Here is a 25,326-nt window from a genome sequence, read left to right on the forward strand (position 1 = left end):
ATGTCCTCCATGACCCCCCGGGAAATCGTCCACGCCCTGGACAAGCACATCATCGGCCAGGACGACGCCAAGCGCGCCGTCGCCATCGCCCTGCGCAACCGCTGGCGCCGCCAGGCCGTCGACGAGGACCTGCGCGGCGAGATCACGCCGAAGAACATCCTCATGATCGGCCCCACCGGCGTCGGCAAGACCGAGATCGCCCGCCGCCTCGCGCGCCTCGCGAACGCGCCGTTCATCAAGGTCGAGGCGACCAAGTTCACGGAAGTCGGCTACGTCGGGCGCGATGTCGAGTCAATCATCCGCGACCTGGTGGAAACGGCCGTCAAGATGGAGCGCGAGGCCGCCGTGCGCCGCGTCCGCCCCCGCGCCGAGGAGGCCGCCGAGGAGCGCATCCTCGACCTGCTCCTGCCCGCGGCCCGCGACGGCGAGGCGGGGTCCGGCGAGAGCACCCGGCAGCTCCTGCGCAAGAAGTTCCGCGAGGGCGAGCTCGACCAGCGCGAGATCGACGTGGAGCTCAGCACTCCGGGACGCAGCGTCGACATCATGACGCCGCCGGGTATGGAGGAGATGACCAGCCAGCTGCAGAGCCTCTTCTCCAACCTGTCGAAGCAGCAGCGCAAGACGCGGCGGCTGACCGTCAAGGCCGCCTTCGAGGCCCTCTGCGAGGAGGAAGCGGCGACGCTGGTCAACGAGGAGGAGATCGTCCAGCGGGCCCGCGAAGCCGCCGAGCAGAACGGCATCGTCTTCGTCGACGAACTGGACAAGGTCTCCAAGCGCGGCGAGACCGCCGGCGCCGACGTGTCCCGGGAAGGCGTGCAGCGCGACCTGCTCCCGCTCATCGAGGGCTGCACCGTGAGTACGAAGCACGGCATGCTGCGCACGGACCACATCCTGTTCATCGCCTCCGGCGCCTTCCACCTGTCCCGGCCGTCGGACCTCATCCCCGAGCTGCAGGGGCGCCTGCCGATCCGCGTCGAGCTGCAGGCGCTGACGCCGGCGGACTTCCGCCGCATCCTCGCCGAGCCCGATGCCTCGCTCACGCGGCAGTACGAGGCCCTGCTCGGCACCGAGGGGCTCAAGGTGCGCTTCACGGACGACGGCCTCGAGCGCATCGCCGAGCTCGCCTGGCAGCTCAACGAGACCACCGAGAACATCGGTGCCCGGCGGCTGCACACGGTCATGGAGCGGCTCCTCGAGGAGGCCTCCTTTACCGCGGCCGACGCCAGCCTGGCCGGCGACGAGCTGGTCGTGAACGCGGCCTACGTCGACGCCCAGCTCTCGGACCTGGCGGCCGACGAGGACCTGTCGCGCTTTATCCTGTAGGAGGCAGGCCATGGCTGCTGACAACGCACCGCGCCCCGAGGGCCTGAAACTCCGCAGGGGCTCCCGCGTGCTGGAGGTGAGCTACCCCGGCGAGACGCCCTTCGCGCTGCCCTTCGAGTACCTACGCGTCTACTCTCCCTCGGCCGAGGTCCGCGGGCACGGCCCGGGCCAGGACACGCTGCAGACAGGCAAGAAGCATGTGCTGGTGGAGACCGTGAAGCCGGTCGGGCACTACGCCGTCCAGCTGGTCTTCGATGACGGCCACGACAGCGGCATCTATGCCTGGGACTACCTGCGCGCCCTCTGCGTGCACCACGAGGCCTGGTGGCAGGACTACCTGGACCGGCTCGCCGCCGCGGGCGCTTCCCGGGACCCGGACACGCAGGTGCTCCACTTCGAGCCCTGACCCCCCGGGACGCCTGACCCGCCCCCGCCATCGCGCTACAATGGCGCCCCTGCCATGCCACGGGGTATACCCCGAGCGGCGCACCCTGGGCGACGCGCGATGAAAGACTCACTATGAAAGAGAAGGACACGACGCACTTCGGCTACCGCGAGGTGGACAAGGACGAGAAGGCCGGGCTGGTCGCCGGTGTCTTCGACTCCGTGGCCTCGCGCTACGACCTCATGAACGACCTGATGTCCGGCGGCATCCACCGGCTCTGGAAGCGCTTCACCATCGAGCTCTCCGGCGTGCGTCCCGGGCACAGTGTCCTCGACATCGCCGGGGGCACCGGCGACCTCGCGGCGAAGTTTTCCAGGATCGTGGGCGAGACCGGGCAGGTCATCCTAGCCGACATCAACTACGCCATGCTCGCGGTGGGCCGGGACAAGCTCCTCGACCACGGCCTGTCGCAGAACCTCGAGTTCGTCCAGGCCGATGCCCAGTGCCTGCCCTTCCCCGACGACAGCTTCGACTGCATCACCATCGCCTTCGGCCTGCGCAACGTCACCGACAAGGACCTGGCGCTGCGAGCCATGCTGCGCGTGCTCAAGCCCGGCGGCCGGCTGCTCGTGCTGGAGTTTTCCAAGCCGAAGAACCCGCTGCTGTCCAGGGCCTATGACGCCTACTCGTTCAGCGTGCTGCCGGTCATGGGGCGTCTCGTTGCCGGCGACAGCGACAGCTACCGCTACCTCGCCGAGTCGATCCGCGTGCACCCGGACCAGGAGACGCTCAAGGCCATGATGGAAGACGCGGGCTTCGCACGGGTCGAGTACCACGACATGACCGGCGGCGTGGTCGCGCTGCACCGCGGCGTCAAGGCCTAGGGCCGTCGTCGAGCCATGATCGTCAGCCCGACCCTGCACACGGCCGCCATCGCCGCGCTGGAGCGGGCCGTGAACGGCGCCCTGGCGCTGTCCCCGCACAGCCGCCGCGAGCTCGCGGCGCTCGCGGGCCGGGTAATCGCCATCGACTGCACGGCGCCGCCGTTCAGCGTCTACCTCCTGCCCACCGCCGAAGGCGACCTCGGCCTGCGCGGGGTCCACGAGGGACCCGTGGACACCCGGGTGCGCGGCAGTGGCAGCGCCTTCGCCGAGCTCGCCGGCTCTGCGGACCCGGCGGCGACGCTGGTGAACGGGGAGCTGTCTCTCGAGGGCAACAGCGCGCCGCTCACGGAGCTCTCGCGCATCGTCGCCGATCTCGATGTCGACTGGGAGGCGCCCCTGGTGGACACGCTCGGCGACGTCGCCGGTCACCAGCTCGCCGGGGCCCTGCGCGGCCTGTTCAGCTTCGGCCGGGACGCGGGCCGCAGCCTGGCCCGACAGCTGGACGAGTTCGTCCACGAGGAGGCAAGGCTCACCCCGCCGCGGGCGGAGCTGGAGGACTTCTACAGCGAGGTGCAGGCCCTGGGCCTCGCCGTCGACCGCCTGGGCGCCCGCCTGGAGCGGGCCCGCGCCCGGCTGGCGCGCCTGGGCGAAGACTGACCATGTCGCGCCTGGCGCGCCTCGCGCAGATCCTGCGGGTGGCCGGCCGCCACCGCCTCGATGAACTGCTGCCGGACGGCAGCCTGCCGGCGCCGCTGCGCCTGGCGCTGCGACTGAACCCCTGGCGGCTGCAGGCACCCCCGGAGCGGCCCCGGGCCGAGCGGCTGCGGCTGGCGCTCGAGGAGCTCGGGCCGGTCTTCATCAAGTTCGGCCAGACCCTGTCCACGCGCCGCGACCTCCTGCCCGTGGACATCGCCGACGAGCTGGCGCGGCTGCAGGACCGGGTGCCGCCGTTCCCCGCGGCCGAGTCCCGGGCCATCATCGAGCGCGAGCTCGGCGACAGCGTGGGCCGGCTCTTCGCCAGCTTCGAGGAGGCGCCCATGGCCTCCGCCTCCGTGGCACAAGTGCATGCCGCCACGTTGCACGACGGCCGCGAGGTGGTGGTCAAGGTCGTGCGACCGGGCATCGAGGCGGTGATCCGCCAGGACATCGCGCTCCTGTTCACGCTCGCCCGCCTCGCCGCCCGCTACCTGCCCGACGGCCGTCGCCTGCGCCCGGTGGAGGTCGTCGCCGACTACGAGCACGTGATCCTCGACGAGCTGGACCTCGGCCGCGAGGCGGCCAACACCTCCCAGCTGCGGCGCAACTTCGCCGACAGCAAGCTGGTCTACGTGCCCGAAGTGCACTGGGACTACACCCGGCGCAAGGTTTTCACCATGGAGCGGATTCACGGCATCCCGGTGACCGACCTCGCGGCCCTGCGCGCCGCCGGCACGGACCTCAAGGTGCTCGGCGAGCGCGGCGTGGAGATTTTCTTCACCCAGGTTTTCCGCGACAGCTTCTTTCACGCCGATATGCACCCGGGCAACATCTTCGTCGACGCCTCGGACCCGGCGGACCCGCGCTACATCGCCATCGACTGCGCAATCATCGGCAGCCTGAGCGACTCGGACCAGTACTACCTCGCCCGCAACCTCCTCGGCATCTTCCGCCGCGACTACCACGAGGTGGCGCAGCTCCACGTGGAGTGCGGCTGGGTGCCGCCCGATACCCGGGTGCAGGACTTCGAGCAGGCCATGCGCGCCGTCTGCGAACCGGTCTTCGAGCGGCCCATCGCCGAGATCTCCTTCGGCCAGCTGCTGGTCTACCTGTTCCGCACCGCGGCCCGCTTCGACATGGAAGTCCAGCCCTCGCTGGTCCTCCTGCAGAAGACCCTGCTCAACATCGAGGGACTCGGCCGCCAGCTCTACCCGGCGCTAAACCTCTGGGATACGGCGCAGCCCTTCCTCGAGAAGTGGGTGCAGGACCGTTACTCGCCGCAGAGCATGCTCAAGCGCATCCAGCACCACGCACCGGGCTGGCTGGAGCAGCTGCCGCGGGTACCGGACGTGGTGCTCGAGAACCTGCGCGAAGCCCGCGACAGCGAGGCGCGACTGCAGGCGGAGCTGGCCCGCCAGGCACGCCGGCGGGACGAGGCCCGGCGCGGCGAGCGGCGCCGGCTTCTCGCCGCGGCGGTCTGCGGCCTGGCTGCCGTGGCGCTGCTGCCCGGCGTCCGCGCCGGCCTGGCGGCGGTGCCGCTTCCCAGCCTGCTTCTCGGCGCTCTGGCGCTGGCCCTCGCCTGGCCCCGCCGGGCGCAGCCCTGAGCTGCCTGTGGGACAGCCCTGAGCCATCTGTGAGGCAGCCCTGAGCGGTCTGTGAGACAATCCTGCGCCCGCAAGCGGCCATGGAAAGCCCATGAACGACGACCTGATGAGCGCGATCAGCTGGAACGAGGACGGGCTGATCCCGGCCATCGCCCAGGACGCGGCCAGCGGGCAGGTGCTCATGCTGGCCTGGATGAACCGCGAGGCCCTGGCCGCGACGGTGGCCGAGGGGCGCGCCGTGTACTGGTCCCGCTCCCGCCAGCGCCTCTGGCGCAAGGGCGAGGAATCGGGCAACGTACAGAAGCTCAGGGGCCTGCGCCTGGACTGCGATGGCGACACGCTGCTGCTCGCCGTGGAACAGGTCGGCGGCATCGCCTGTCACACCGGCAGGGCACACTGTTTCTACCGCCTGCTCGAGGACGGCAACTGGACCGTCACCGAAGCGGTCAAGCGCGACCCGGCCAGCCTGTACGGGAGCGTGCAGGGAGGCGAGCATGAGTGACGACATCCTGGTCCGCCTCGGCGCGATCATCGCGGAGCGCCGGCAGGCCTCCCCGGAGGAGTCCTACGTTGCCCGCCTGCAGGCCGCGGGGCTGAACAAGATCCTCGAGAAAGTCGGCGAGGAGGCTACGGAGGTCATCATCGCCGCAAAGGACGCCGACACGGGCCCCGACAGGGACGCGGGGCGCGAGGCACTGGTGGGCGAGGTGGCGGATCTCTGGTTCCACTGCCTGGTCATGCTGGAACAGGCCGGCACCGGGCCGGAGGCGGTACTGGCCCGGCTCGAGGAACGCTTCGGCCTCTCGGGGCTGGCGGAAAAGGCGGCACGCGAGCGTTCACACTAGGACGCTCACAACAGTAAGAGGAAGACACCATGGGACTCGGCGGCATCAGCATCTGGCAGCTCCTGATCATTCTCGCGATCGTGATCATGCTGTTCGGCACCAAGCGCCTGCGCGGCCTCGGCAGCGACCTGGGCGGTGCCATCAAGGGCTTCAAGAAGAGCATGCAGGACGAAGACACGGCGACCGGCAGCGCGGGCGATGAACCCGACGCGGATACGCACGCGTCGGAAGAGCGCACGAAAAACGGCGACAAGCCGGCGCAGGAAGACGACGACCAGCGCCACGCCTGACCTGACGACCCATGTTCGATATCGGTTTCGCCGAGCTGCTGCTCATCGCCGTGGTCGGGCTGCTGGTGATCGGCCCGGAGCGGCTGCCCGGCGCCATCCGCACCGGCAGCGCCTGGCTGAACCGGCTGCGCCGCGGTTTCAACGAACTCAAGCACGAGGTGCAGCGGGAGCTGCACAACGACGGCGTCATGGAAGAGCTGCGCAAGACGTCCGAGAGCGTGCGCAAGGAGACCGAGCGCTGGCGCGACGACCTTACCGGCAGCGGCGAGGCAGGGACGCCGGATAAAGCCGGGGACAAGGCAAAAGGGAGAGCGGGGGAAAAGGCCGGGGAGACGGCACAGGACAGCACCCCGTTGCGACACGGCGAAGGCGGCGCCGGGGAGGCGCCCGGCGACGCTGCGGCCGAAGCCGACCGGCCGGACCCGGCCCCGCGCGACGACGGGGAGCAGCGGTGACCGACGATCCGAACGACAGCGCCATGCCGCTGGTCGCACACCTCACCGAACTGCGCGACCGCCTGCTCCGGGCCATTCTCGCCGTGCTGGTGGTGTTCATCTGCCTGTTCCCCTTTGCGAACGACATCTACACCTTCGTGTCGCAGCCGCTGCGCGCCCTGCTCCCCCCGGGAACGAGCATGATCGCCACGGAAGTGGCCTCGCCCTTCCTCACGCCGTTCAAGCTGACCCTGTTCACGGCGCTGTTCCTCGCCATTCCCTACGTGCTCTACCAGGCCTGGGGCTTCATCGCCCCGGGCATGTACCGGCACGAGAAGCGGCTGGCCTTCCCGCTGCTCGCCTCCAGCATCCTGCTTTTCTACTGCGGCGCGGCCTTCGCCTATTTCGTGGTGTTCCCGCTGATCTTCGCCTTCTTCACCAGCGTCGGTCCCGAGGACATCGCGATCATGACCGACATCAATCGCTACCTCGACTTCGTGCTCAAGCTCTTCTTCGCCTTCGGTATCGCCTTCGAGATCCCCATCGCCGCGGTGCTGATGATCTGGGCCGGCGTCACCACACCGGAGGCCCTCGCCCGCAAGCGGCCGTACATCATCGTCGGCTGCTTCGTCTTCGGCATGCTGCTCACGCCCCCGGATATCATCTCCCAGTCCCTGCTTGCGCTGCCCATGTGGCTGCTGTTCGAGGCGGGGGTGGTCGCCGGACGCCTGCTCGTGCGCGAGCGCGGTCCGGCCGACGATTGAGCCCGCTGGCCTGCGGCGGGCACGGCGCCTACACTAGCCGGCGATACCGCCAGGAAACGCCCGCATGAAGCGCGTTCCAGCCTGCCTGCTCACCTGCCTGGTCTCCTGCCTTCTAGCGGGCGCTATTGCGGCCCAGGAGACGGCCCCCGCCGGGACCTCCGTGCGCGAGGTCCTCGCAGCGGAGGAGCAGGCCGCGAAGCTGCTCGAAGAGAAAAGCGAAAAACTGGCCCGCGACGGCGAAAGCACACCCCTCGGCGCGATGGTCAAGCTGCGCGACGCGGTGCAGGCGAGCAACTGGGAGGCCGCCGGCGCGTTCCTCGACACCCGCTACCTGCCGGAGCCGGCGGCCTCCATGGAGCCCGCGGTGCTCGCCCGGCAACTGGTCTACGCCTGGGCACAGCAGAACCTCGTCGACCTCTCGCGCCTCTCGGACCAGCCGGAGGGGAACCGCGAAGACGGCCTCCCCAGCTACCGCGAGCTGATCGGCACCGTGCACCTGCCCGGGAAAGACGTGCCGGTCTACCTGCAGCGCGTTCCCGGACCCGGGGACAGCCGGGTCTGGCGAATCTCGAACGCGACCGTGGCACAGGTGCCGGCCATCTGGGAGGAACTCGGCTACCATCCGCTGGCGATACGCCTCGGCGACTTCCTGCCGCATTTCCGCTTCCTCGGCATGGAGAACTGGCAGGTGATCGGCGCACTCGTCGCCTTCCTCGTTGCCTGGCCCGTCGCCGCGCTCGCCGCCGGCCTCCTGTCCCTGGCGACGCGGCGGCTGCTGAAAGATGCCGGCCGCCCCCTGGCACGGTTCTTCCGGGTGCCGGTGCGCTTCTTCCTGTTCCTGCTGCTGGCCCGGGCCCTGATCATCGAGTACCTCGGCCTGTCCATGACCGCGCGCATCTACGTGCAGTCCTCGGGCGTCGACTTCGTTGCCTGGGGCGTGCTGATCCTGGGTGCCATCACCCTGCTCCGGGATTTCCAGGTCCGCCGCCTCGAGCGATCCGGGCGACCGCAGTTCGTGCCCCTGATGCGTCCCTTCGCGCTGATGGTGAAGATCCTGGTCGTGGTGATCATCGGCCTGCTCTGGGCGCAGGAAGCCGGCTACAACATGTCCACCGTCCTCGCCGGCCTCGGTGTCGGCTCCCTGGCCGTGGCGCTCGCCGCGCAGAAAACGCTGGAAAACGTTATCGGCGCGCTCATGCTGTACACCGCTCGCCCGGTCAACCCCGGCGACCTCTGCCGCTTCGGTAAGGTCGTCGGCACCGTGGAGGAAATCGGACTGCGCTCCACGGTCATCCGCACCCTGGACCGGTCCCTCATGGTCATCCCCAATGCCATGTTCTCCGCGGTCGAGATCGAGAACATCTCGGCCCGCGACCGCATCCGCTACTACCGTCACCTGCACGTCCTCGCCGGCAGCGCCGACCAGTTCCGGGTGCTGCTGACGGAGCTCCGGCGCCTGCTCCTGGCGCACCCGCGGCTGCAGCAGGAAAGCGTTTCCGTCCGCCTCGAACGGCTCGAGGGCGCCGCGGCGGTGGTGCGCATCGACGCGCGGGTGGATACGCGGGATTACCAGGACTTCCTCGCCGTCGCCGAGGACCTGAACCTGCGCATGCTCGAGCTCGTCGCCGGTGCCGGGCTGTCGCTCACCGCACCCGGCCAGTACGTCGCCGTGGACCGGCACCGGCAGGGCTCGCCGGAGGGCCGGTCCGACGCCGAGACCCGGCTCGCCAGCTGGCGCGAGGAGGACCGCTGGCCCTTCCCCGACCTCGGCGACGACGAGAAGGAACGGCTCCGGGGCTCCCTCGACTACCCGGCGCGCGGGCCGGCCTGATGGCAGCGCGCCGCCTCGGGCCGCTGCTCGCGGTCGCCCGCTTCCTAGCCCCCTACCGCTGGCGCCTGGCGGCCGCGGCGGCGGCCCTGCTGGTGACCGCCGGGGCGACCCTCGCCCTCGGGCGCGGCATCCAGTTCCTCATCGACCGCGGCATCGCCGGCGGCACCAGCGCCGATCTCGGCCGCGCGGTGGGTCTGATCCTGCTCATCAGCACGCTGATCGCCGCCGGCACCTTCATCCGCTTCTACCTCGTGTCCTGGCTCGGGGAGCGGGTCAGCGCCGACCTGCGCCTCGCGGTGTTCAACAACCTCGTGCGCCTGCACCCGGCCTACTTCGAGGAGAACCGGGCGGGGGAGATCCTGTCGCGGCTGACCGCCGATACCACGCTGCTGCAGACCATCATCGGCTCCTCCCTGAGCATGGCGCTGCGCAATGCCCTCACGCTCACCGGCGCCCTGGTGCTGATGTTCATCACCAACCTCGGGCTCAGCCTGATCATTGCGGCCACGGTGCCCCTCGTCCTGCTGCCCATTCTCATCTTCGGGCGGCGGGTGCGGCGCCTGTCCAGCGAGAGCCAGGACAGCATCGCCAGCGTCGGCAGCTACGCGGGAGAGATCTTCCAGAACATCAAGGTGGTGCAGAGCTTCAACCGCGAAGCCCACGAGTCGGACGCGTTCCGGCACGAGGTGGAGCGCGCCTTCGCCATCGCCCGGCGCCGGGTGCGCCAGCGGGCCATCCTCGTCGGCGCGGCGATCCTGCTGCTCTTCGGCGGGCTGGCGGCGATGATCTGGTCCGGCGGCCAGGACGTGATCGCCGGGCGCATGAGCGGCGGCGAGCTCGCGGCTTTCGCCTTCTACGCGATCATGGTGGGCACCGGCTTCGCCACGCTGTCGGAGGTCTGGGGCGAACTGCAGCGCGCCGCCGGGGCAGCGGAGCGGCTGCTCGAGCTCGCCGCTGCCGAGAGCGCGCTGCCGGACGAACCGCGCCGCGAGGCCGGCGGCGGGGCGCGCATGGCCTTCGAGGCGGTGACCTTCCACTACCCCTCGCGGCCGACCGCTCCCGCCCTCGTCGATTTCTCCCTGGCTATCCCCGCCGGCCGCTCTCTCGCGCTCGTGGGCCCCTCGGGCGCCGGCAAGAGCACGGTGTTCGAACTGCTGCAGCGTTTCTATGACCCCGGGGCGGGCCGCATCACCCTCGACGGCATCGATCTTCGCGAGCTGTCCCTTGCCGACCTGCGCGAGCAGCTGGCGCTGGTACCGCAACAGCCCGTGCTGTTCAGCGCGGATGTGCGCTACAACATCGCCTACGGGCGGCCCGGGGCCACCGATGCCGAGATCGAGGCGGCGGCGCGGCGCGCCCACGCCCTCGAGTTCATCGAGCGGCTGCCGCAGGGCTTCGGCACGGAGCTCGGCGACCGCGGCGTGCGCCTGTCCGGGGGCCAGCGCCAGCGTATCGCCCTCGCCCGGGCCATCCTGAAGGACCCGAAGATCCTGCTCCTCGACGAGGCGACCAGCGCGCTGGATGCGGAGAGCGAGCACCAGGTACAGCTCGCGCTGGCCGAGGTCATGGCCGGGCGCACCACGGTCATCATCGCGCACCGGCTGGCGACGATCCGCCACGTGGACAAGATCGCGGTGATGGAAGGCGGCCGCCTCGTGGCGACCGGCAGCCACACGGAACTACTCGCGGAGAACCCGCTCTACGCCCGCCTGGCCAGCCTGCAGTTCCGCGACGACGCGGTCAGCGAGGTGCCCCTGCGCGCTTGAGCAGGCGCATGCGGTCCTTGCGCTCCCGGTTGACGCGGGCGAGGTCACTCGCGGTGTCGCGGGTGAGCTGGGAGAGCTCCTCCAGCCAGCTCAGGGTGAGCCGGGCATTGTTAGCCGCGCAGAGCAGCGGCGCCTGCAGCGGCCGGTCGAGGGCGATGTAGACGGCCTCGCGCAGCGAGGAGCGCAGGTGATCACCGGTGATCGTCGCGCCGCCCTGCCAGGCCATGGTCATGACCTCCCAGGACTCGAGCAGCGCTTCGATACCGACCCACTCGATGACCGCCCCCTGCTCGACACCGTGGCGCAGGCTCCGCCGCACCTTGCGCGCCAGGTGGCGGAACTCACGCTGCACGCGGCGCCCGAACACCGGGTCCGCCGCGGGGTTCAGGCTGTCCTCGGCTTCCAGGTCACGCCAGTCGCTGCGGGTGAGCACGGAGTCGATGAGGGGAAAGACTTCCTCCTCCTCGAGGTTCATGTGCTCGTGGGCGCGCTTGACGTAGGCGCGACCCTTCTCGACCACCTCGCGACCGGAGAGCTCTCCGGCCCGCCAGCGCTCGATCACGTAGAGCACCTCGCGCCCCTCCCGCGCCATGCGGTCGTGGTCGCGCTCGAGCTCCCGCACCTCGCCGGCCATGCCGTGGTCGACCTCGGCCACGTGGTCGTAGATGAGGTCCTCCCGCGGGTGGTGGAAGCGGTCCGGCCAGGTCACCATGTAATCCATGATCTCGTAGAGCACATGAGTGTCGACGAGGTCACCGCGCTCGATAGCGTTCAGCTGCTGCGACAGCAGCGCCATGACCGCCGCGATATGACGGTGCTCTGCGCGCAGGGCAACCAGCATGGCGGCCTCGTGCGGACCTGCCGGCTTCTCCCGGCGCGGGCTGGGGGCCATGGTGTACTCCGCGGAAACTACAGTGCTGGAAGCGTAGCGGAGGCGGCCCGGGGCGGCAACACGCGAACCGGCGCAAAAAAAACGCCGGCGCGAAGGCCGGCGTTCCGGGGCGGCACTGCCGCGGTTCAGTCGAATTCGCGGATCAGCCCGGTGATGGTCTCTTTCGCGTCGCCGAAGATCATCCGCGTGTTGTCCTTGAAGAACAGCGGGTTGTCGATGCCGGCAAAGCCCGAGGCCATGGAGCGCTTGAGGACGAAGACCGTACGCGCGCTGTCGACGTTGATGACCGGCATACCATAGATCGGCGAGGACTCCACCTCGCGCGCGGCAGGGTTCACAACGTCGTTGGCGCCGATGACGATCGCCACGTCAACCGTGTCCATGCGCGGGTTGATCTCGTCCATCTCCAGCAGCAGGTCGTAGGGTACGTCCGCCTCGGCGAGCAGCACGTTCATGTGCCCGGGCATGCGCCCTGCCACCGGGTGGATACCGAAGACCACTTCGGCGCCGTTCTTCTCGAGCAGCTCGCGCAGCTCGTTGACGACGTGCTGGGCCTGGGCGACAGCCATGCCGTAGCCCGGGATGATCGCCACGCTGCTGGCGGCCTCGAGCACGTAGAAGGCATCCTCCACGGAAAGCGGCTTGACCTCACCCTCGATCGCGGCCGCGGCCTCCACCGGGTCCGCGAAACCGCTGAACAGCACGTTGGTGAGGGAGCGGTTCATGGCCTTGCACATGATCTGCGTGAGGATGATCCCCGAGGCGCCGACCAGGGAGCCGGCCACGATGAGGATGTTGTTGTTGATGGCGAAACCCGCGGCGCAGGCGGCCAGGCCCGAGTAGGAGTTCAGCAGCGAGATGACCACCGGCATGTCGGCACCGCCGATGGGGATCACCAGCAGCACACCGAAGACCAGCGCCAGCACCACCAGCAGCAGCAGCCAGAGGTCCCCGCCGGGGAAGGCCAGGAACAGCAGCGAAGAGGCCGCGATGCCGCCGACCACGGCGAAGCTCACCAGCTTCTGGTTCGGCAGGGCCTTGAGGTGGCCCAGCTTTTCGCTCAGCTTGCCCCAGGCGATGATCGAGCCGGTGAAGGTCACGCCACCGATGAGGATCGACAGCACCACCGTGAACAGCGTGAAGGTGCCCGCGCTCGCGCCCACGGCGGCGATACCGACGCAGAGGCTGGCGAGGCCGCCGAAGCCGTTGAAGAGCGCCACCATTTCCGGCATGGCGGTCATCTGCACCAGGCGTGAGGCCGCGGCACCGATGGCACCGCCGATGATAAAGCCGGCAAAGATGTAGCTGTAATCGACGATGCCCTGGTCCATGAGCGCGGCGACCACCGCGAGCAGCATGCCGACCGCGGAGATCTGGTTACCCCGCCGCGCCGTGGCCGGCGAGCCGAGGTACTTCAGGCCGAAAATGAACAGCGCCGCCGCGATGACGTACGCCAGCTGGATACCGATCTGTTCGTTCGCCATGCTCAACCCCCCCGCTTCTTGAACATGGCCAGCATGCGGTCCGTGACCATGTAGCCGCCGACCACGTTGATCGAGGCCAGGGCCACGGCAAGGGCGCCGAGCCAGTTGGCGAGATCGCCCCGACCGGTGCCCGCCAGGGCCACGGCACCGACCACGGTGATGCCGGAGATGGCGTTGGCACCGGACATGAGCGGCGTGTGCAGCGTCGCCGGTACCTTGTTGATGAGCTCGAAGCCGACGAAGATCGACAGCATCAGGATGAACATCAGGAATACGGCTTCCATATCACTCCCCTCCCGCCAGCAGGTTCTTGATGGTTTCGTTGACGATCTCGCCACCGTGGGTAATCACACAGCCGGAGAGGATGTCGTGCTCGAGGTCGATGAGCAGCTTGCCCTCTTCCCCGTTCCAGACGTCGTCAACCAGGTTGAACAGGTTGTTGGAGTACATGACGCTGGCATCGCGGCAGACATGGTTCGGCAGGTTGCCCTTGCCGATCACGGTCACGCCGTTGATCTCCACCACCTCGTTGGGCACGGAGCCCTCGACGTTGCCACCGGTTTCCGCCGCCATGTCCACGACCACGGAGCCGGGCTGCATGCCCTCGACCATGTCGCGGGTAACGATCACCGGGGGCTTGCGGCCGAAGACCTGGGCCGTGGTGATGACCACGTCGGACTCCGCGATGACCGCCTTCTGCGCCTCGCGCTGCTTCTCGATCTGCTCCGGCGTGAGCTCCTTGGCGTAGCCCCCGGCGGTCTCACCCGTCTCCCCGAGGTCGATCTCCAGGAAGGTACCGCCGAGCGAGCGGACCTGCTCCGCAACCACGGGGCGCGTATCGAAGGCCGTGACCCGGGCACCGAGGCGCTTGGCGGTCGCGATGGCCTGCAGGCCGGCCACGCCGGCACCGATGATGAAGACCTTGGCCGGCTTCAGCGTGCCCGCCGGGGTCATCATCATCGGGAAGATGCGCGGCAGGTGGGCCGCGGCCTGGATCACCATGACGTAGCCCGCGAGGTTGGCCTGGGAAGACAGCGCATCCATTTTCTGGCTGCGCGTGGTGCGCGGAATCATTTCCATGCTGATGGCGCTGATCTTGCGCTCGCGGAACGCGTGCACCAGCTCGTGTTCGTTGAACGGGTCGAGGTAGCTGATATGGATGCAGCCTTCCTTCATGCCGCCGATCTCCTCGACCGTCGGCTTGCGCAGGCGCAACAGCACGTCCGCCTCGGCGAGCAGCTTTTCGCGATCGCTGACGACCGTCGCTCCGGCTTCCGTGTACTCGGCGTCCTCGAAGCCGGCACCGGCACCCATGCCGGCCTCGACCTGCAGTTCGGCGCCGAGCCGCACGAGCTTTTTCGCGGATTCCGGGGTAATGGGAACGCGGTTCTCCCCCGGGTGGGTCTCTTTTGGCACACCTAAGAGCATGTTTTTCATCCCCTCTCTACCATGTCGTAGCCTGTTTCACAGCCCGCTTCTCACAGCCCGCTTTCCATAGCCCGACCAGGGCGTCCGGATGCGCCTGCGTTATTCGATGGTGCAGCTCCCGCTTCACCCGCTGCCGCCGGGGCGCGGGCGCACAGGGGCGCTGACTTTAGCACAGGAAAAGCAGGGCGGCATCCGCGGCGGGGGACCCCGACGGCGGCGCTTCAGCCGGCGTGCAGCGTAAGGAAAGGGTTCATCCAGCGGTGTTTCCAGCCGGTGAAGCGCAGGGGCGCGTCGAGCACCGCCAGGCAGATGCAATCCTGCCCCGGCAACGCTCGCGGCGCGTGCGCCTCGCTCGCCTGCCGGAACGTGAAATCCCCCGGGTGGTAGGTACCGCGGTCATCGCTGAAGCCGCCCTCGAGGACGAGGGTCATCTCGCTGCCGCGGTGGTCGTGGTCCGGAATCGTTCCCCCCGCCTTGATCTGGTAGAGGGCGAACTCGTAGTTCGGGTCGCCGGTTTTCAGGTAGGCGATACTCAGCGCCGAGGTGATCTTGCGCCAGGCGAGGTCTGAGAAATCCCCGCTCATCAGCCGCTGCAGCAGCGCCGGCACGCCATTCTCGCTTCGCCGGGGCTTGCCGTAGGAAAGCGGCGGGGCCTCGTCGAGGCGGGCCAGTACGGTGTTCAGCAGTGCGTCACCGACCGGTGCGGCATCCTGCGCCTCGAACAGCGCGGCGCCCACGTCCTGCAGCTGCTCCGCGGTGCGCTGGCAGCCGTCGCAGTAGTTGAAGTGCGCCGACACACAGGCCAGCTGTGCGAGCGACAGGGTGCCCGCCGCGTACTCGGTGAGAAGTTCCAGTTGTGGATGATGGTGCGTGGCCATTGTCTCTAGCTCTGTTCGGCACGCTCGAATTGGACCTGCATCTTCTGCATCGCCAGCCTGACCCGGGACTTCACGGTGCCCAGGGGCAGGTCGAGTTCCGCAGCGGCTTCGGCGTGCGATTTACCCTCCATGTATACCTTGGCGAGGATCTGCATCTGATCTGGAGGCAGCCCCGCCATCACTTCTCTTATACGCTCCCCGCTACGTTTGGACTGCAATTGGGCGAACGGTTCCTGATTTTCTTCGTGCTCGGGGACGAAATCCTCCGCCGCGAGGGGCGTGTCGAATTTCTGCAACCGCCGGAAGAGGTCCGTTCGGCAGTTACGGGCGATGGTGTAGACCCAGGTGCTCGCCGCCGCCTTCTCGGGGTTGAAGGCACCGGCTTTCTGCCAGACCTTCAGCATGACTTCCTGCACGAGTTCGTCGGCGTGATTTGCCGACAGGGTCGACCCGGACAGGGCAAAGGCCTTGATGAGCGGTGCAAAATGCCGGAACAGCCGGGTAAAGGCGGCCCGGTCCTGGTCCCTGGCGATCTTCACCAGGCACTCGCTCCACTCGTCCGTGCGGCGCCCGGCCTGCGGCCAGCGCACCACTTTCTCGTCTGCCTGCGCTGCTACTTCCTGTTGCCCTGCACTGCTTTCCATGTGATCGCCTCCAGGCTCTCGGTTAAAAAGCATACGCTATCACGCGGGGGAGCGCCCGCCTCACGTTGACCAGGTTCTGACCATTAGTTGTCTTGCTTTTCCTGGGCAACTTCCCGGACGGAAGCGGCAGAGCCAGAACGTGCCCGGTGCCAGGCGCCAGCCAGCACCGGGGACAGGCGCTTGGGGAATGCCCGCGGTGTTGATCCGGCGACCTCCGGACGGCGTAGTCACCTCGTACTCACCGAGGCAGTCGCTTTGCAAATTGCAGTAATTGGGTCTGGCATCTCCGGGTTAGCATGCGCTCACTATCTCAGCGCTCACCACCGGGTGGAGGTCTTCGAGGCGAATCGCCAGATCGGCGGGCACACGGCGACCGTCGACGTACAGCTCGGAACGCGGCGCTACGCGGTGGACACGGGTTTCATCGTCTTCAACGACTGGACCTACCCGAATTTCATCGCCCTGCTGGAAGAGCTCGGAGTGAGCAGCCGGCCGACGACCATGGGCTTCTCGGTGCACGACGAGGTGACCGGGCTGGAGTATTGCGGCAGCGGCCTGAACGGGCTGTTCGCCCAGCGCCGCAACCTCCTCTCGCCGCGCTTTCTCGGCATGGTGCGCGACATCCTGCGCTTCAACCGCGAGGCCATCGACGACTTGGAGGCCGGCCGTGTGGACGACGCCACCACGCTCGGCGAGTACCTGGACCAGTGCCGCTACGGCCAGGCGTTCCGGCGCCAGTATCTCGTCGCCATGGCCTCCGCGATCTGGTCCGCCGACTGCGACTCGGTCCTCGATTTCCCGCTGCAGTTCTTCCTGCGCTTCTTCCGCAACCACGGCCTGCTGTCGATCCGCGAGCGGCCCCAGTGGCACGTCATCGAGGGCGGGTCCCGGGAGTACCTGCGGCCCCTGTGCCAGCGCTTCGAAGACCGCATCCATACCGGTTGCGCCGTGACCGCCGTGCAGCGCCAGCCGGACCGGGTCACGCTGACCCTCGCCAGCGGCGAGCAGCGGCAGTTCGACCAGGTGGTCATCGCCACCCACTCGGACCAGGCGCTGGCCATGCTCGCGGACCCGAGCGACGCCGAGCACGCCGTGCTCGCTGCGCTGCCCTACCAGGAGAATGACGTCGTCCTGCACACGGACGTGCGCCTGCTGCCCGGAAACCGCAACACCTGGTCGAGCTGGAACTACCGCCTGGGCGTGGATGAGCAGCGCGCGGTCGTTACCTATAATATGAACATCCTGCAGGGACTGGAGGCACCGGAGACGTTCTGCGTGACGCTCAATAACACCAGCGCCATCAATCCGAACAAGATTCTCGGCCGCTTCAGCTACGCGCACCCCGTCTTTTCCCTGGCCGGCGCCCGCGCACAGGGACGGTGGGGTGACATCAACGGACAGCGCCGCACCTGGTACTGCGGCGCCTACTGGCACAACGGCTTCCACGAAGACGGCGTGGTCAGCGCGCTTCGGGTCGCCCAGGCCCTGGCCGGGAGCGAGCAAGCCGCGGCATGAAATCGCGGCTGTACACCGGGCTGCTGCGCCACCGCAGACACCGCCCCCGCGACCATGCCTTCAGCTACCGGGTCTTCATGCCCTACCTGTGCCTGGACGAGCTACCGAAGCTGTTCGACGACATCCCCCTGTGGTCGGCCCGGCGCTGGGCCCCGGGCCGCTTCCGCCGCGAGGACTTCCTCGGCGACCCGGCTAAGCCCCTGGCCGACGAGGTCCGCCGGCGGATCCGTGAAGAGACCGGACGGGAGCACCGCGGGCCGATCTACCTGCTGGCCAACCTGCGCTACTTCGGCATCCAGATGAACCCCATCTGCTGCTATTACTGCTACAACGAGGACGAGACCCGCCTCGAGTACCTGGTGGCGGAGGTCACCAACACGCCCTGGAATGAGCGTCACAGCTATGTGCTCTGCGCCGGCGACGAGGCGCGCCTGTCCTGCGACTTCGACAAGGCGCTGCACGTTTCGCCCTTCAACCCGATGGCGCAGCGCTACCACTGGCGCAGCAACACCCCGGGCCGGCGCCTCGGTATTCACCTTGCCAACAGCGCGGGCGGCGACCTCGTGTTCGACGCCACGCTGGCGCTGACGGCGGAGCCATTGACCGCGCGCAACCTCAACCGCATGCTGCTGCGCTACCCCTTCATGACTGCGAAAGTCGCGGCCGCGATCTACTTCGAGGCGCTGAAGCTGTTCGTCAAGCGAGTGCCCCTGTATCCCCACCCCGAGAGAAGCAAACCGTCTGGAGTGTGACATGAACGACCTGAGCGTCAGCCGGATCCGGCTGTTACCGCAGGCCCGCAGCCTGCTCGGCGGCAACCTCGCCCGCAAGCTCATGCTGGGCGTGCTGGAGAAGATCAGCACCGGGAGCCTTACGCTGCGTGATGGCGACGAGACCTTCCACTTCGGCAAGCGCGGGGCACCCGGCGAACCGCAGGCGGAGATCGTCGTGCACAACCGCGAGGCCTATCGCAAGGTGCTCACCGGCGGCACGATCGCCTCCGGGGAGGCCTATATCGAGGGCGACTGGTCGTCACCGAGCCCCACGGAGGTGACGCGCCTGTTCAGCGCCAACATGGCTGCGCTGGACACGCTGCAGGCCAAGCAGCACTGGTACGTGCGCGCCGGCCTCGCCGTCGCCCACGCCATGAACCGCAACACGCACGCGGGCTCCCGGCGCAATATCTCGGCTCACTATGACCTCGGCAACGACTTCTTCCGCCTGTTCCTCGACCCGACCATGATGTACTCCTCGGCGATCTTCGAAGACCCGGCCGATTCCCTCGAGACCGCAGCGGTCGCCAAGCTGGACGAGATCTGCCGCCAGCTCGAACTCTCCCCGGACGATCACCTGCTGGAGATCGGCACCGGCTGGGGCGGCATGGCCATCCACGCCGCCTCCCGCTATGGCTGCCGGGTCACAACGACCACGATCTCCCGGGAGCAGTACGAGCACGCGCGCCTCGAGGTCGCCCGCCACGGCCTCTCGGACCGGATCACGGTACTCTGCGAGGACTACCGGCAGCTTACCGGTGAGTACGACAAGCTGGTGTCCATCGAGATGATCGAGGCCGTCGGCCACGACTTCTACCGCAGCTACTTCCAGTGCTGCTCGAAGCTGCTCAAGGCCGACGGCAAGATGGTCATCCAGGCCATCACCATCCCGGACCAGCGCTACGATCGCGCCCGCCGCTCCGTGGATTACATCAAGCGCTACATCTTCCCGGGCGGCTGCCTGCCCTCGCTGGCGGTGATCGCCCAGCATATCGCGGAGGACACCGACATGCAGCTGGTGCACCTGCGCGACATCACCCGCGACTACGCCCGCACCCTGGCGCACTGGCGCGAACGCTTCCTCGCCAACCTCGACAGCGTGCGCAAGCTGGGTTTCGACGAGCGCTTCATCCGCATGTGGGAGTTCTACCTCTGCTATTGCGAGGGCGGTTTCCGCGAGCGCATCATCGGCACGACGCAGCTCGCCTTTGCCAAGCCCGGCTACCGCCCGCCCGAGGGCTGAGCGTCCTCCGCGCCCGCAAGCCGGTAGTCCCAGTGCGGCGCCAGCAGGCCGCGGTAGGGTGCGCGCAGGAAGCGCGGGTCGATGAGCAGGGCAGCCCCGCGATCCGCGTCTGCCCGGACCACCCGGCCCAGGGCCTGGTTCACGCGCTGTAGCGCCGGATAGAGGCAGGCGCAGGCGAAGCCGTCGCGCCCGCGCGCGTCGAACCACGCCTCGAGGGCGCGGGTGTCGTGGGAAAGTTGCGGCAGGCCGGGGCCGACCACCACCACGGAGCAGAGCTGGTCCCCCGGCAGGTCGATGCCCTCGCTGTACCCGCTACCGAGCACACAGAGGGCGAACACGTCCCGCGCCGTACCCAGCAGGGCCAGCAGGTCCTCCCCCGGCGGCCCGCCGGGCGCCGGCTGCACCCAGAGCCGGCGTCCGGCGAGGCCCGCGTCGATCGCTTCGCGGCAATCGGCGAGGTAGCGATGGGACGGAAAGAACACCAGGCAGTTACCCGGGTGCTGATCGGCCCAGGCGAGCAGGCGCGCCACCAAGGCGTCGCGGCTCGCCGCGCGCGCGGCGTAGCGGGTGTCGATGGCGGGCTCCAGGGTCACCGCCAGCTGCGAGGGCTCGAAGGGTGACAGGCAGCGGTGCCACACCGCGTCGGCCCGTAAGCCGAGACGCTCTCCCATCCACGCCGGCGGCGCCAGCGTGGCGGAGAAGGCGACGCTGGCATGGCCCGCGTCGTGCCGCCGGGCCAGCAGGCGTCCCGGGTCGAGGCAGTTGAGCACCAGGGCCGCGGGCTCCCCGCCGCCGTCGAGCTGCAGGTCGCAGCGGTAGTCCTCGCCCCATTCCTCGCTGACCCGCAGGTAGTTGAGAGCGGCAAACCAGGCGTCCCGCAGCGGGCCGGGCGCCGCCAGCACGTCCGGGCGCTCGACCAGCAGCGCCGCGGCCGCCGCCACCAGCCCCTCCAGCGCCCCGGTCACGGTGGCCGGCGGCCGGTCAAGCGGATGGACCCGCTCCCCGGTAGCGGCCTTCGGCGGGGCGAGGTCCGCGAGGGCCCCGTCGACGGCGGCCAGGGCGCGCCGCAGGCGGCCCCGGGCGGCGCGGCGGGCCAGGCGGACCAGCGGCAGGAACAGGGACGCGCTGTACATGTCGCGGGCCCGGGCCGGCAGGTTGTGGGCCTCGTCGACGAGCAGCGACCAGCGTTCCCCCCGCTCCAGGGCGAGCTGACCCAGGGTGGCGCCGAGGGAGAACGCGTAGTGCTGGTCGGCGATGATCGCGTCGCACCAGGGCAACAGGTCGAAAGCGAGCTGGTAGGGGCAGAGCTCGTGCCGCCGCGCCAGGGCCTCGAGGGCCGGCTGGTCGAGGCGCCGCAGCGCAACGCCCTCGGCGCGGGCCGCGGGCAGCTTGTCGTAGTAGCCCCTGGCGAACGGGCACTCCTCCGGGCGGCAGGCCTTGCCCGGCGAAAAACAGATGCGCTCCTTGGCCGTGAGCGTGAGCCGCGTGGCCGCCAGCCCCCCGTCCTCCAGCTGTGCCAGGGTCCGCTCCGCCGCCCGCCGCCCCGTGTGCCGCGCCGTGCAGAACACCAGCCGGTCGTGTTTTCCCGTGGCGAGCGCCTTCAGGGCCGGGAAGAGCACCGCCAGGGTCTTGCCGATGCCCGTCGGCGCTTCCAGCAGCAGTTGCCCGCCGCGATCGAGACAGCGGTAGACCAGCTCCGCTGCGCGCCGCTGGCCGGCCCGGTAGTCCCGGTGCGGAAAGGCCAGGGCGGCAATGCTGGCATCGCGCTCCGCAGCCAGCGCAGCGACGGTGTCCAGCCAGGCCGCGTAGCGCGCCAGGCTGTCCTCGAGAAAGGCCGCGAGCTCGGCGGCCTCGTAGTGCTGCTCGAGGATGTGTTCGTCGCCGCTGTCCAGCTGGTACCAGGTAAGGCGCACGGTCACCGCCGGCAGGCCTTCCGCCTGCGCCAGCATGGCGGCATAGAGGCGGCCCTGGGCGAGGTGCTGGCGGCTCTGCGCCTGCGGGATGCGCGCCGGGTCGACCCGGCAGGTCTTGATCTCCTCCACCAGGGCGGCGCCGCGCTCCACGCCATCGGCCCGGCCGCGGAGGAGCAGCGTCCGCTCACCGTCGGACCAGCGATGACTGAGCGCAACTTCCGCCTCCCAGCCCGCCGGCCGGCGCTGCGCGACCTCGCGGTGACCGCGCTGCCCGTCCGCCGCAGTCGGCGAGGCCTGGAAACGCTGGTCGATGTCTCCGCTGCGGTGGCAGAAGGCCACCAGCTCGCGCACCGCAACGGCGGTCCCGTCGGTCTCAGCCATCATCGGCCCAGCTCACCTGCAGCACCGAGGCGGGCATGCCGAGGCCCGCAAAGTGGTTCAGCCAGCGCCGCTGGTGTTCCTGCAGCGCATCGCCGGGCCCCTTTACCTCGTAAAGGGCGTAGTCGCCGGGCGCCTCGCCCAGGGCCACGAGATCCGGGAAACCGCGGCGGTTGTCCGCAGGGTCGAAGAGCAGCCGCTCCCAGGTGCCGGCGAGGTGGTCGAAGGGGATGCAGCGGGCGGCGCGGCGTACGAGCGCCTCGTCGATGGCGCGCCAGTCCACCCAGTGGCACTGGTAGCCCCGGTAGCGACGGAAAGCGCCGGCCAGGAGCGTCGGCAGGTCCGCGGCGGCCAGCGCCTCCAGGCGCCGATCGATGGCGTCGCGGCGGCGTTCGCGGAAGGAGGCACTGAACGCATCCGCGGGGCCCGCCTGGTAGGGATGATGAAAAGCGCCCGGCACCGGCGCGAACAGCTCCTCCCAGAAGGCGAGGCCGAACAGCCCGGTGAAGAGCGCATTCTCGAGATAGAACACCGGCCGCCCGTCGCGGGCCTCCAGGGCGGCGGCGCTGTCGCGCTCCACGCTGCCGGTCACGCGCGTCACGGTGAGGCCGGCGACCGGGAAATGGTCCCGGGGTCGGGGTTGCGGCCGACCGTGGACACGCCGGCGCAGGCGCCGGGCCATGCGCTCCGCCGCGGCGGCCTCTGCCTCGCACCAGGGCGCGGCGAGCATGGCCTCGACCGCCCCCAGCGCCGCCGCCTCTTCACCGCCGGCCTCGAGCACGCGGGCCCGGCGCTCCCGTGCCGGGTGGCGTCCGCTGGCCGCGTAGAGCGCCAGCGCGACGTCGCCGGCGCCCTGGCGCTCGCAGTCGCGCCCGAGGCGGTTGAGCAGGCGCCACCAGGATCGTTGCGCCGCATCCCCACGGACCTCGAGCGCCAGCGTCGCCTCGGCCAGGGCCGGCAGCACGCCGGGATCGAGTTCCGGGTCCTCGCGCCACTGCCAGTACAGGTCCGACAGCTCGCCGACGGCCCGCACCGCCTCCAGGGCGTCCCGATCCCGGAACAGCCGCGTCTCCCGGTCGAGGGCGTAAGGGTAGTAGCGGGCCACCCCGAGGTCGGAAAGCACGAAATCGACCAGCCCCTGGCGCCGGTTGCCGAAGAAGAGCAGCTGCAGGACCTCCAGCACCTCCAGGGCCAGGGGCGCCACGACGCGCTCCGGCGCCTGTGCCTGCAGCCGCGCCCAGCGGGCTTCATCGTCCTCGCCCAGCGCGGCGACCGCCTCCAGCAGCGGCCCCTTGGCCAGGCGCGCGGCCCCGGGCAACGCAGCGGCATAGAGCGCCGCGATCTCCGGCCGGGTGAACAGCCGGCCGAGCTCCGCCACGGGCAGCGCGTCGAGTTCAACGGCGAGCCCGGCGTCGACCAGCGCATCGAGGGCCGGGCCCGGCGGCCCGATCTCCGCGTAGTCGAGACGGGAGGCGCGGAACCACGGCCCCACCCGGGACAGCAGGCGGAGGTAGAGGCAGCGGGCGGGGGCCGGCAGCGCATCGAAGGCAGCGAGCACCGCCCGCTCCCCCGCATTCAGGAGGTCCCCGTAGCGCGCCTCCACGGCCTCGCGCAGGCGCTGGAAGTTGTCCAGGTAGTAGCGCGGCGGCAGGGTGGGCAGCGCAGCGGGCTCGTGCTCCGGGGGCTCTGTTTTCAGGGGCTCGGGTTCCAAGGTCTTCGCTGCGCCGGCAGGGGTGACAGAACCCCGCCATGGTACGCCAGCGGCCGCGGGCTGTCAGAGGCCGCCCGCCCCTGTCGCCTGTACCGCGCCGTGGTTTTCCGGCATCCTTCGCCCGGAGCGCCGGCGGCAGAGCCAGGCGAGCCGGCTAGCAACGGGGGCAGGCCTTGACCAGTGAACACGCCAATGACCGACTGACCCTGCCCCTGGCCGCAACGCCGATCGTCTTCCTCGTTGCCCTTCTCGCCTGCTCCGTTTTTCTCTTCGGCTCCGACGCCTCCTACGGCCCGAACCAGATCGCCCTCGTCCTCGCCACCTGTGTCGCCGCGCTGGTCGGCTACCGCACGGGCCTGGGCTGGGACGCCGCGCAGGCCGGCATGGTGGACGGCATCGGCGTGGGCCTCGGCCCGACGCTGATTCTCCTCGCTGTCGGCATGCTCATCGGCACCTGGATTCTTGGCGGCACGGTGCCGGCGATGATCTACTACGGGGTGCAGATCCTCGATCCGCGGGTGTTCTACGCCGCCAGCGCCGTGCTCTGCGCCATCGTCGCCCTCAGCATCGGCAGCTCCTGGACCGTTGCCGGTACCCTCGGTATCGGCCTCATGGGCATCGCCGGCACCTTCAGCCTGTCGCCGGCGATCACCGCCGGCGCGATCGTTTCCGGCGCCTACTTCGGCGATAAGATGTCGCCCATGTCCGATACCACCAACCTCGCGGCGGCCTCCGGGGGGGTGGACCTCTTCGATCACATCCGCCACATGGTCTGGACCACGGCACCGGCGTTCTGCCTGGCGCTTGTGATCTTCGCCTTTCTCGGCAGCGGCGATGCCGCGGAGCCGGCGCAGATCGCCCGGCTCACCGACAGCCTGCAGCAGGAATTCGCCATCGGGCCACACCTGCTGCTGCCGCTGCTGCTCATGCTCTACCTGGTCTACCGGCGCTTTCCCGCCTACCCCGCCATCGTTCTCTCGGCCCTTGCCGGCGGGCTGGTGGCCATCATCTTCCAGCCGGAGCAGGTGCTGCGCCTGGCCGGCGAGACGCCCGGCGGCAGCGTCGCCGCCTACGGCAAGGGGCTGTGGATGGCCCTGGCTGACGGCTACCAGTCCGAAAGCGGCAACGCCGACCTAGACGCCCTGCTCAGCAAGGGCGGCATGAGCAGCATGCTCAATACCGTCTGGCTGATCCTCTGCGCCCTCGGCTTCGGCGGCGTGCTCGAGCGCACCGGCGTGCTCAACTACTGGCTCGAGGTGGCCCTGCGCGGCGTGCGCAGCACCGGTTCGCTGGTCGCCACCACCGTGGCCACCTGCTTCACCACCAACGTCCTCGCGGCGGACCAGTTTATCTCCGTCGCCCTGCCGGGGCGCATGTTCCGCCGCGCCTACATCGCCCGGGGCCTGTCGCCGCTGAACCTGTCGCGGACGCTGGAGGACTCGGCCACCATCACCTCGGCGCTTATCCCCTGGAACACCTGCGGCGCCTACATGAGCGCCACCCTGGGGGTCGCGACGGCGAGCTACGCGCCCTTCGCATTCTTCAACATCGCCTGCCCGCTGATCGCGATCGCCTACGGCTTCCTCCACTTCGCCCAGAAGCCCCTCGAGAGCGAGGACGGGCGCATCGCCGGGAAGCATTGAGC

Annotated in this window: 24 protein-coding genes; 16 read left to right on the plus strand and 8 right to left on the minus strand. The window is 69.4% G+C overall.

Annotation, left to right across the window (positions count from 1 at the left end):
* From hslU to RKE50_RS02150, 12 genes are all read left to right on the plus strand, one after another.
* Window positions 1-1,323: an ATP-dependent protease ATPase subunit HslU gene (hslU, locus tag RKE50_RS02095; protein WP_350034003.1), complete on the plus strand. Its 1,323-nt coding sequence runs from the start codon at window positions 1-3 to the stop codon at window positions 1,321-1,323.
* Between the two features lie 10 nt (window positions 1,324-1,333).
* Complete coding sequence (locus tag RKE50_RS02100) at window positions 1,334-1,729, plus strand: gamma-butyrobetaine hydroxylase family protein (RefSeq protein ID WP_350034005.1); 396 nt, start codon at window positions 1,334-1,336, stop codon at window positions 1,727-1,729.
* A gap of 113 nt (window positions 1,730-1,842) precedes the next feature.
* The gene (gene ubiE, locus RKE50_RS02105; RefSeq protein ID WP_350034006.1) at window positions 1,843-2,592 is read left to right on the plus strand and encodes a bifunctional demethylmenaquinone methyltransferase/2-methoxy-6-polyprenyl-1,4-benzoquinol methylase UbiE; all 750 of its coding nucleotides are present in this window, start codon (window positions 1,843-1,845) and stop codon (window positions 2,590-2,592) included.
* 15 nt (window positions 2,593-2,607) lie between these two features.
* Complete coding sequence (locus tag RKE50_RS02110) at window positions 2,608-3,249, plus strand: ubiquinone biosynthesis accessory factor UbiJ (protein WP_350034008.1); 642 nt, start codon at window positions 2,608-2,610, stop codon at window positions 3,247-3,249.
* 2 nt (window positions 3,250-3,251) lie between these two features.
* Window positions 3,252-4,892, plus strand: a complete 1,641-nt coding sequence (ubiB, locus tag RKE50_RS02115; protein ID WP_350034009.1) for a ubiquinone biosynthesis regulatory protein kinase UbiB — start codon at window positions 3,252-3,254, stop codon at window positions 4,890-4,892.
* Between the two features lie 91 nt (window positions 4,893-4,983).
* Entirely contained in the window at window positions 4,984-5,394 is a 411-nt protein-coding gene (gene hisI, locus RKE50_RS02120) for a phosphoribosyl-AMP cyclohydrolase (RefSeq protein WP_350034010.1), read from the plus strand.
* Window positions 5,387-5,737: a phosphoribosyl-ATP diphosphatase gene (locus RKE50_RS02125; protein WP_350034012.1), complete on the plus strand. Its 351-nt coding sequence runs from the start codon at window positions 5,387-5,389 to the stop codon at window positions 5,735-5,737. The genes hisI and RKE50_RS02125 overlap by 8 nt, the downstream gene beginning before the upstream one ends.
* A gap of 29 nt (window positions 5,738-5,766) precedes the next feature.
* Window positions 5,767-6,027, plus strand: a complete 261-nt coding sequence (gene tatA, locus RKE50_RS02130) for a twin-arginine translocase TatA/TatE family subunit (protein ID WP_350034014.1) — start codon at window positions 5,767-5,769, stop codon at window positions 6,025-6,027.
* Window positions 6,028-6,038: 11 nt separating this feature from the next.
* Window positions 6,039-6,482 (plus strand): Sec-independent protein translocase protein TatB, encoded by a 444-nt coding sequence (gene tatB, locus RKE50_RS02135; protein ID WP_350034015.1) that lies wholly within the window; start codon window positions 6,039-6,041, stop codon window positions 6,480-6,482.
* 23 nt (window positions 6,483-6,505) lie between these two features.
* Entirely contained in the window at window positions 6,506-7,225 is a 720-nt protein-coding gene (gene tatC, locus RKE50_RS02140; protein WP_350034392.1) for a twin-arginine translocase subunit TatC, read from the plus strand.
* 64 nt (window positions 7,226-7,289) lie between these two features.
* Window positions 7,290-9,056, plus strand: coding sequence for a mechanosensitive ion channel family protein (locus RKE50_RS02145; protein ID WP_350034017.1), 1,767 nt, complete (start codon window positions 7,290-7,292; stop codon window positions 9,054-9,056).
* Window positions 9,056-10,822, plus strand: a complete 1,767-nt coding sequence (locus RKE50_RS02150) for an ABC transporter transmembrane domain-containing protein (protein ID WP_350034019.1) — start codon at window positions 9,056-9,058, stop codon at window positions 10,820-10,822. Before RKE50_RS02145 ends, RKE50_RS02150 begins: the two co-directional genes overlap by 1 nt.
* Here the strand turns inward: RKE50_RS02150 and RKE50_RS02155 are convergent.
* The 6 genes from RKE50_RS02155 to RKE50_RS02180 all read right to left on the minus strand — a co-directional run bounded on the left by RKE50_RS02155 (window position 10,797) and on the right by RKE50_RS02180 (window position 16,148).
* Window positions 10,797-11,714, minus strand: coding sequence for a hemerythrin domain-containing protein (locus RKE50_RS02155; RefSeq protein ID WP_350034021.1), 918 nt, complete (start codon window positions 11,712-11,714; stop codon window positions 10,797-10,799). The two genes, RKE50_RS02150 and RKE50_RS02155, sit on opposite strands and share 26 nt — an antisense overlap.
* Before the next feature lie 125 nt (window positions 11,715-11,839).
* Window positions 11,840-13,198 carry an NAD(P)(+) transhydrogenase (Re/Si-specific) subunit beta gene (locus RKE50_RS02160; RefSeq protein WP_350034022.1) on the minus strand — a complete coding sequence of 453 codons (1,359 nt, stop codon included), beginning with the start codon at window positions 13,196-13,198 and terminating at the stop codon, window positions 11,840-11,842.
* Window positions 13,199-13,200: 2 nt separating this feature from the next.
* Window positions 13,201-13,482 (minus strand): NAD(P) transhydrogenase subunit alpha part 2, encoded by a 282-nt coding sequence (locus tag RKE50_RS02165; protein ID WP_350034024.1) that lies wholly within the window; start codon window positions 13,480-13,482, stop codon window positions 13,201-13,203.
* A gap of 1 nt (window position 13,483) precedes the next feature.
* On the minus strand, window positions 13,484-14,626 hold the full coding sequence (locus RKE50_RS02170; RefSeq protein ID WP_350034025.1) for a Re/Si-specific NAD(P)(+) transhydrogenase subunit alpha: 1,143 nt from the start codon (window positions 14,624-14,626) through the stop codon (window positions 13,484-13,486).
* A 221-nt stretch (window positions 14,627-14,847) separates the two neighbouring features.
* Complete coding sequence (locus tag RKE50_RS02175; protein WP_350034027.1) at window positions 14,848-15,504, minus strand: ChrR family anti-sigma-E factor; 657 nt, start codon at window positions 15,502-15,504, stop codon at window positions 14,848-14,850.
* Between the two features lie 5 nt (window positions 15,505-15,509).
* Complete coding sequence (locus RKE50_RS02180; RefSeq protein WP_350034028.1) at window positions 15,510-16,148, minus strand: sigma-70 family RNA polymerase sigma factor; 639 nt, start codon at window positions 16,146-16,148, stop codon at window positions 15,510-15,512.
* A 255-nt stretch (window positions 16,149-16,403) separates the two neighbouring features.
* Here RKE50_RS02180 and RKE50_RS02185 point away from each other — a divergent pair, with 255 nt between their 5' ends.
* From RKE50_RS02185 to RKE50_RS02195, 3 genes are read left to right on the plus strand one after another with little or no spacing between them, the layout of a single operon-like run.
* Window positions 16,404-17,663, plus strand: a complete 1,260-nt coding sequence (locus RKE50_RS02185; protein ID WP_350034029.1) for an NAD(P)/FAD-dependent oxidoreductase — start codon at window positions 16,404-16,406, stop codon at window positions 17,661-17,663.
* Entirely contained in the window at window positions 17,660-18,415 is a 756-nt protein-coding gene (locus RKE50_RS02190; RefSeq protein ID WP_350034030.1) for a DUF1365 domain-containing protein, read from the plus strand. Before RKE50_RS02185 ends, RKE50_RS02190 begins: the two co-directional genes overlap by 4 nt.
* A gap of 1 nt (window position 18,416) precedes the next feature.
* Window positions 18,417-19,679 carry a class I SAM-dependent methyltransferase gene (locus tag RKE50_RS02195; protein WP_350034031.1) on the plus strand — a complete coding sequence of 421 codons (1,263 nt, stop codon included), beginning with the start codon at window positions 18,417-18,419 and terminating at the stop codon, window positions 19,677-19,679.
* Here the strand turns inward: RKE50_RS02195 and RKE50_RS02200 are convergent.
* Together RKE50_RS02200 and RKE50_RS02205 are read right to left on the minus strand one after the other, a co-directional pair.
* Window positions 19,658-21,976, minus strand: coding sequence for a helicase C-terminal domain-containing protein (locus RKE50_RS02200; protein ID WP_350034033.1), 2,319 nt, complete (start codon window positions 21,974-21,976; stop codon window positions 19,658-19,660). The genes RKE50_RS02195 and RKE50_RS02200 overlap by 22 nt on opposite strands.
* Window positions 21,966-23,681 (minus strand): VRR-NUC domain-containing protein, encoded by a 1,716-nt coding sequence (locus RKE50_RS02205; RefSeq protein ID WP_350034035.1) that lies wholly within the window; start codon window positions 23,679-23,681, stop codon window positions 21,966-21,968. Before RKE50_RS02205 ends, RKE50_RS02200 begins: the two co-directional genes overlap by 11 nt.
* Before the next feature lie 173 nt (window positions 23,682-23,854).
* Between RKE50_RS02205 and nhaC the strand changes: the two genes are divergently transcribed.
* Window positions 23,855-25,324 carry a Na+/H+ antiporter NhaC gene (nhaC, locus tag RKE50_RS02210; RefSeq protein WP_350034037.1) on the plus strand — a complete coding sequence of 490 codons (1,470 nt, stop codon included), beginning with the start codon at window positions 23,855-23,857 and terminating at the stop codon, window positions 25,322-25,324.
* Window positions 25,325-25,326: the final 2 nt, after the last annotated feature.

Source organism: Pseudohaliea sp. (assembly GCF_040217025.1).
Lineage (GTDB): Bacteria > Pseudomonadota > Gammaproteobacteria > Pseudomonadales > Halieaceae > Pseudohaliea.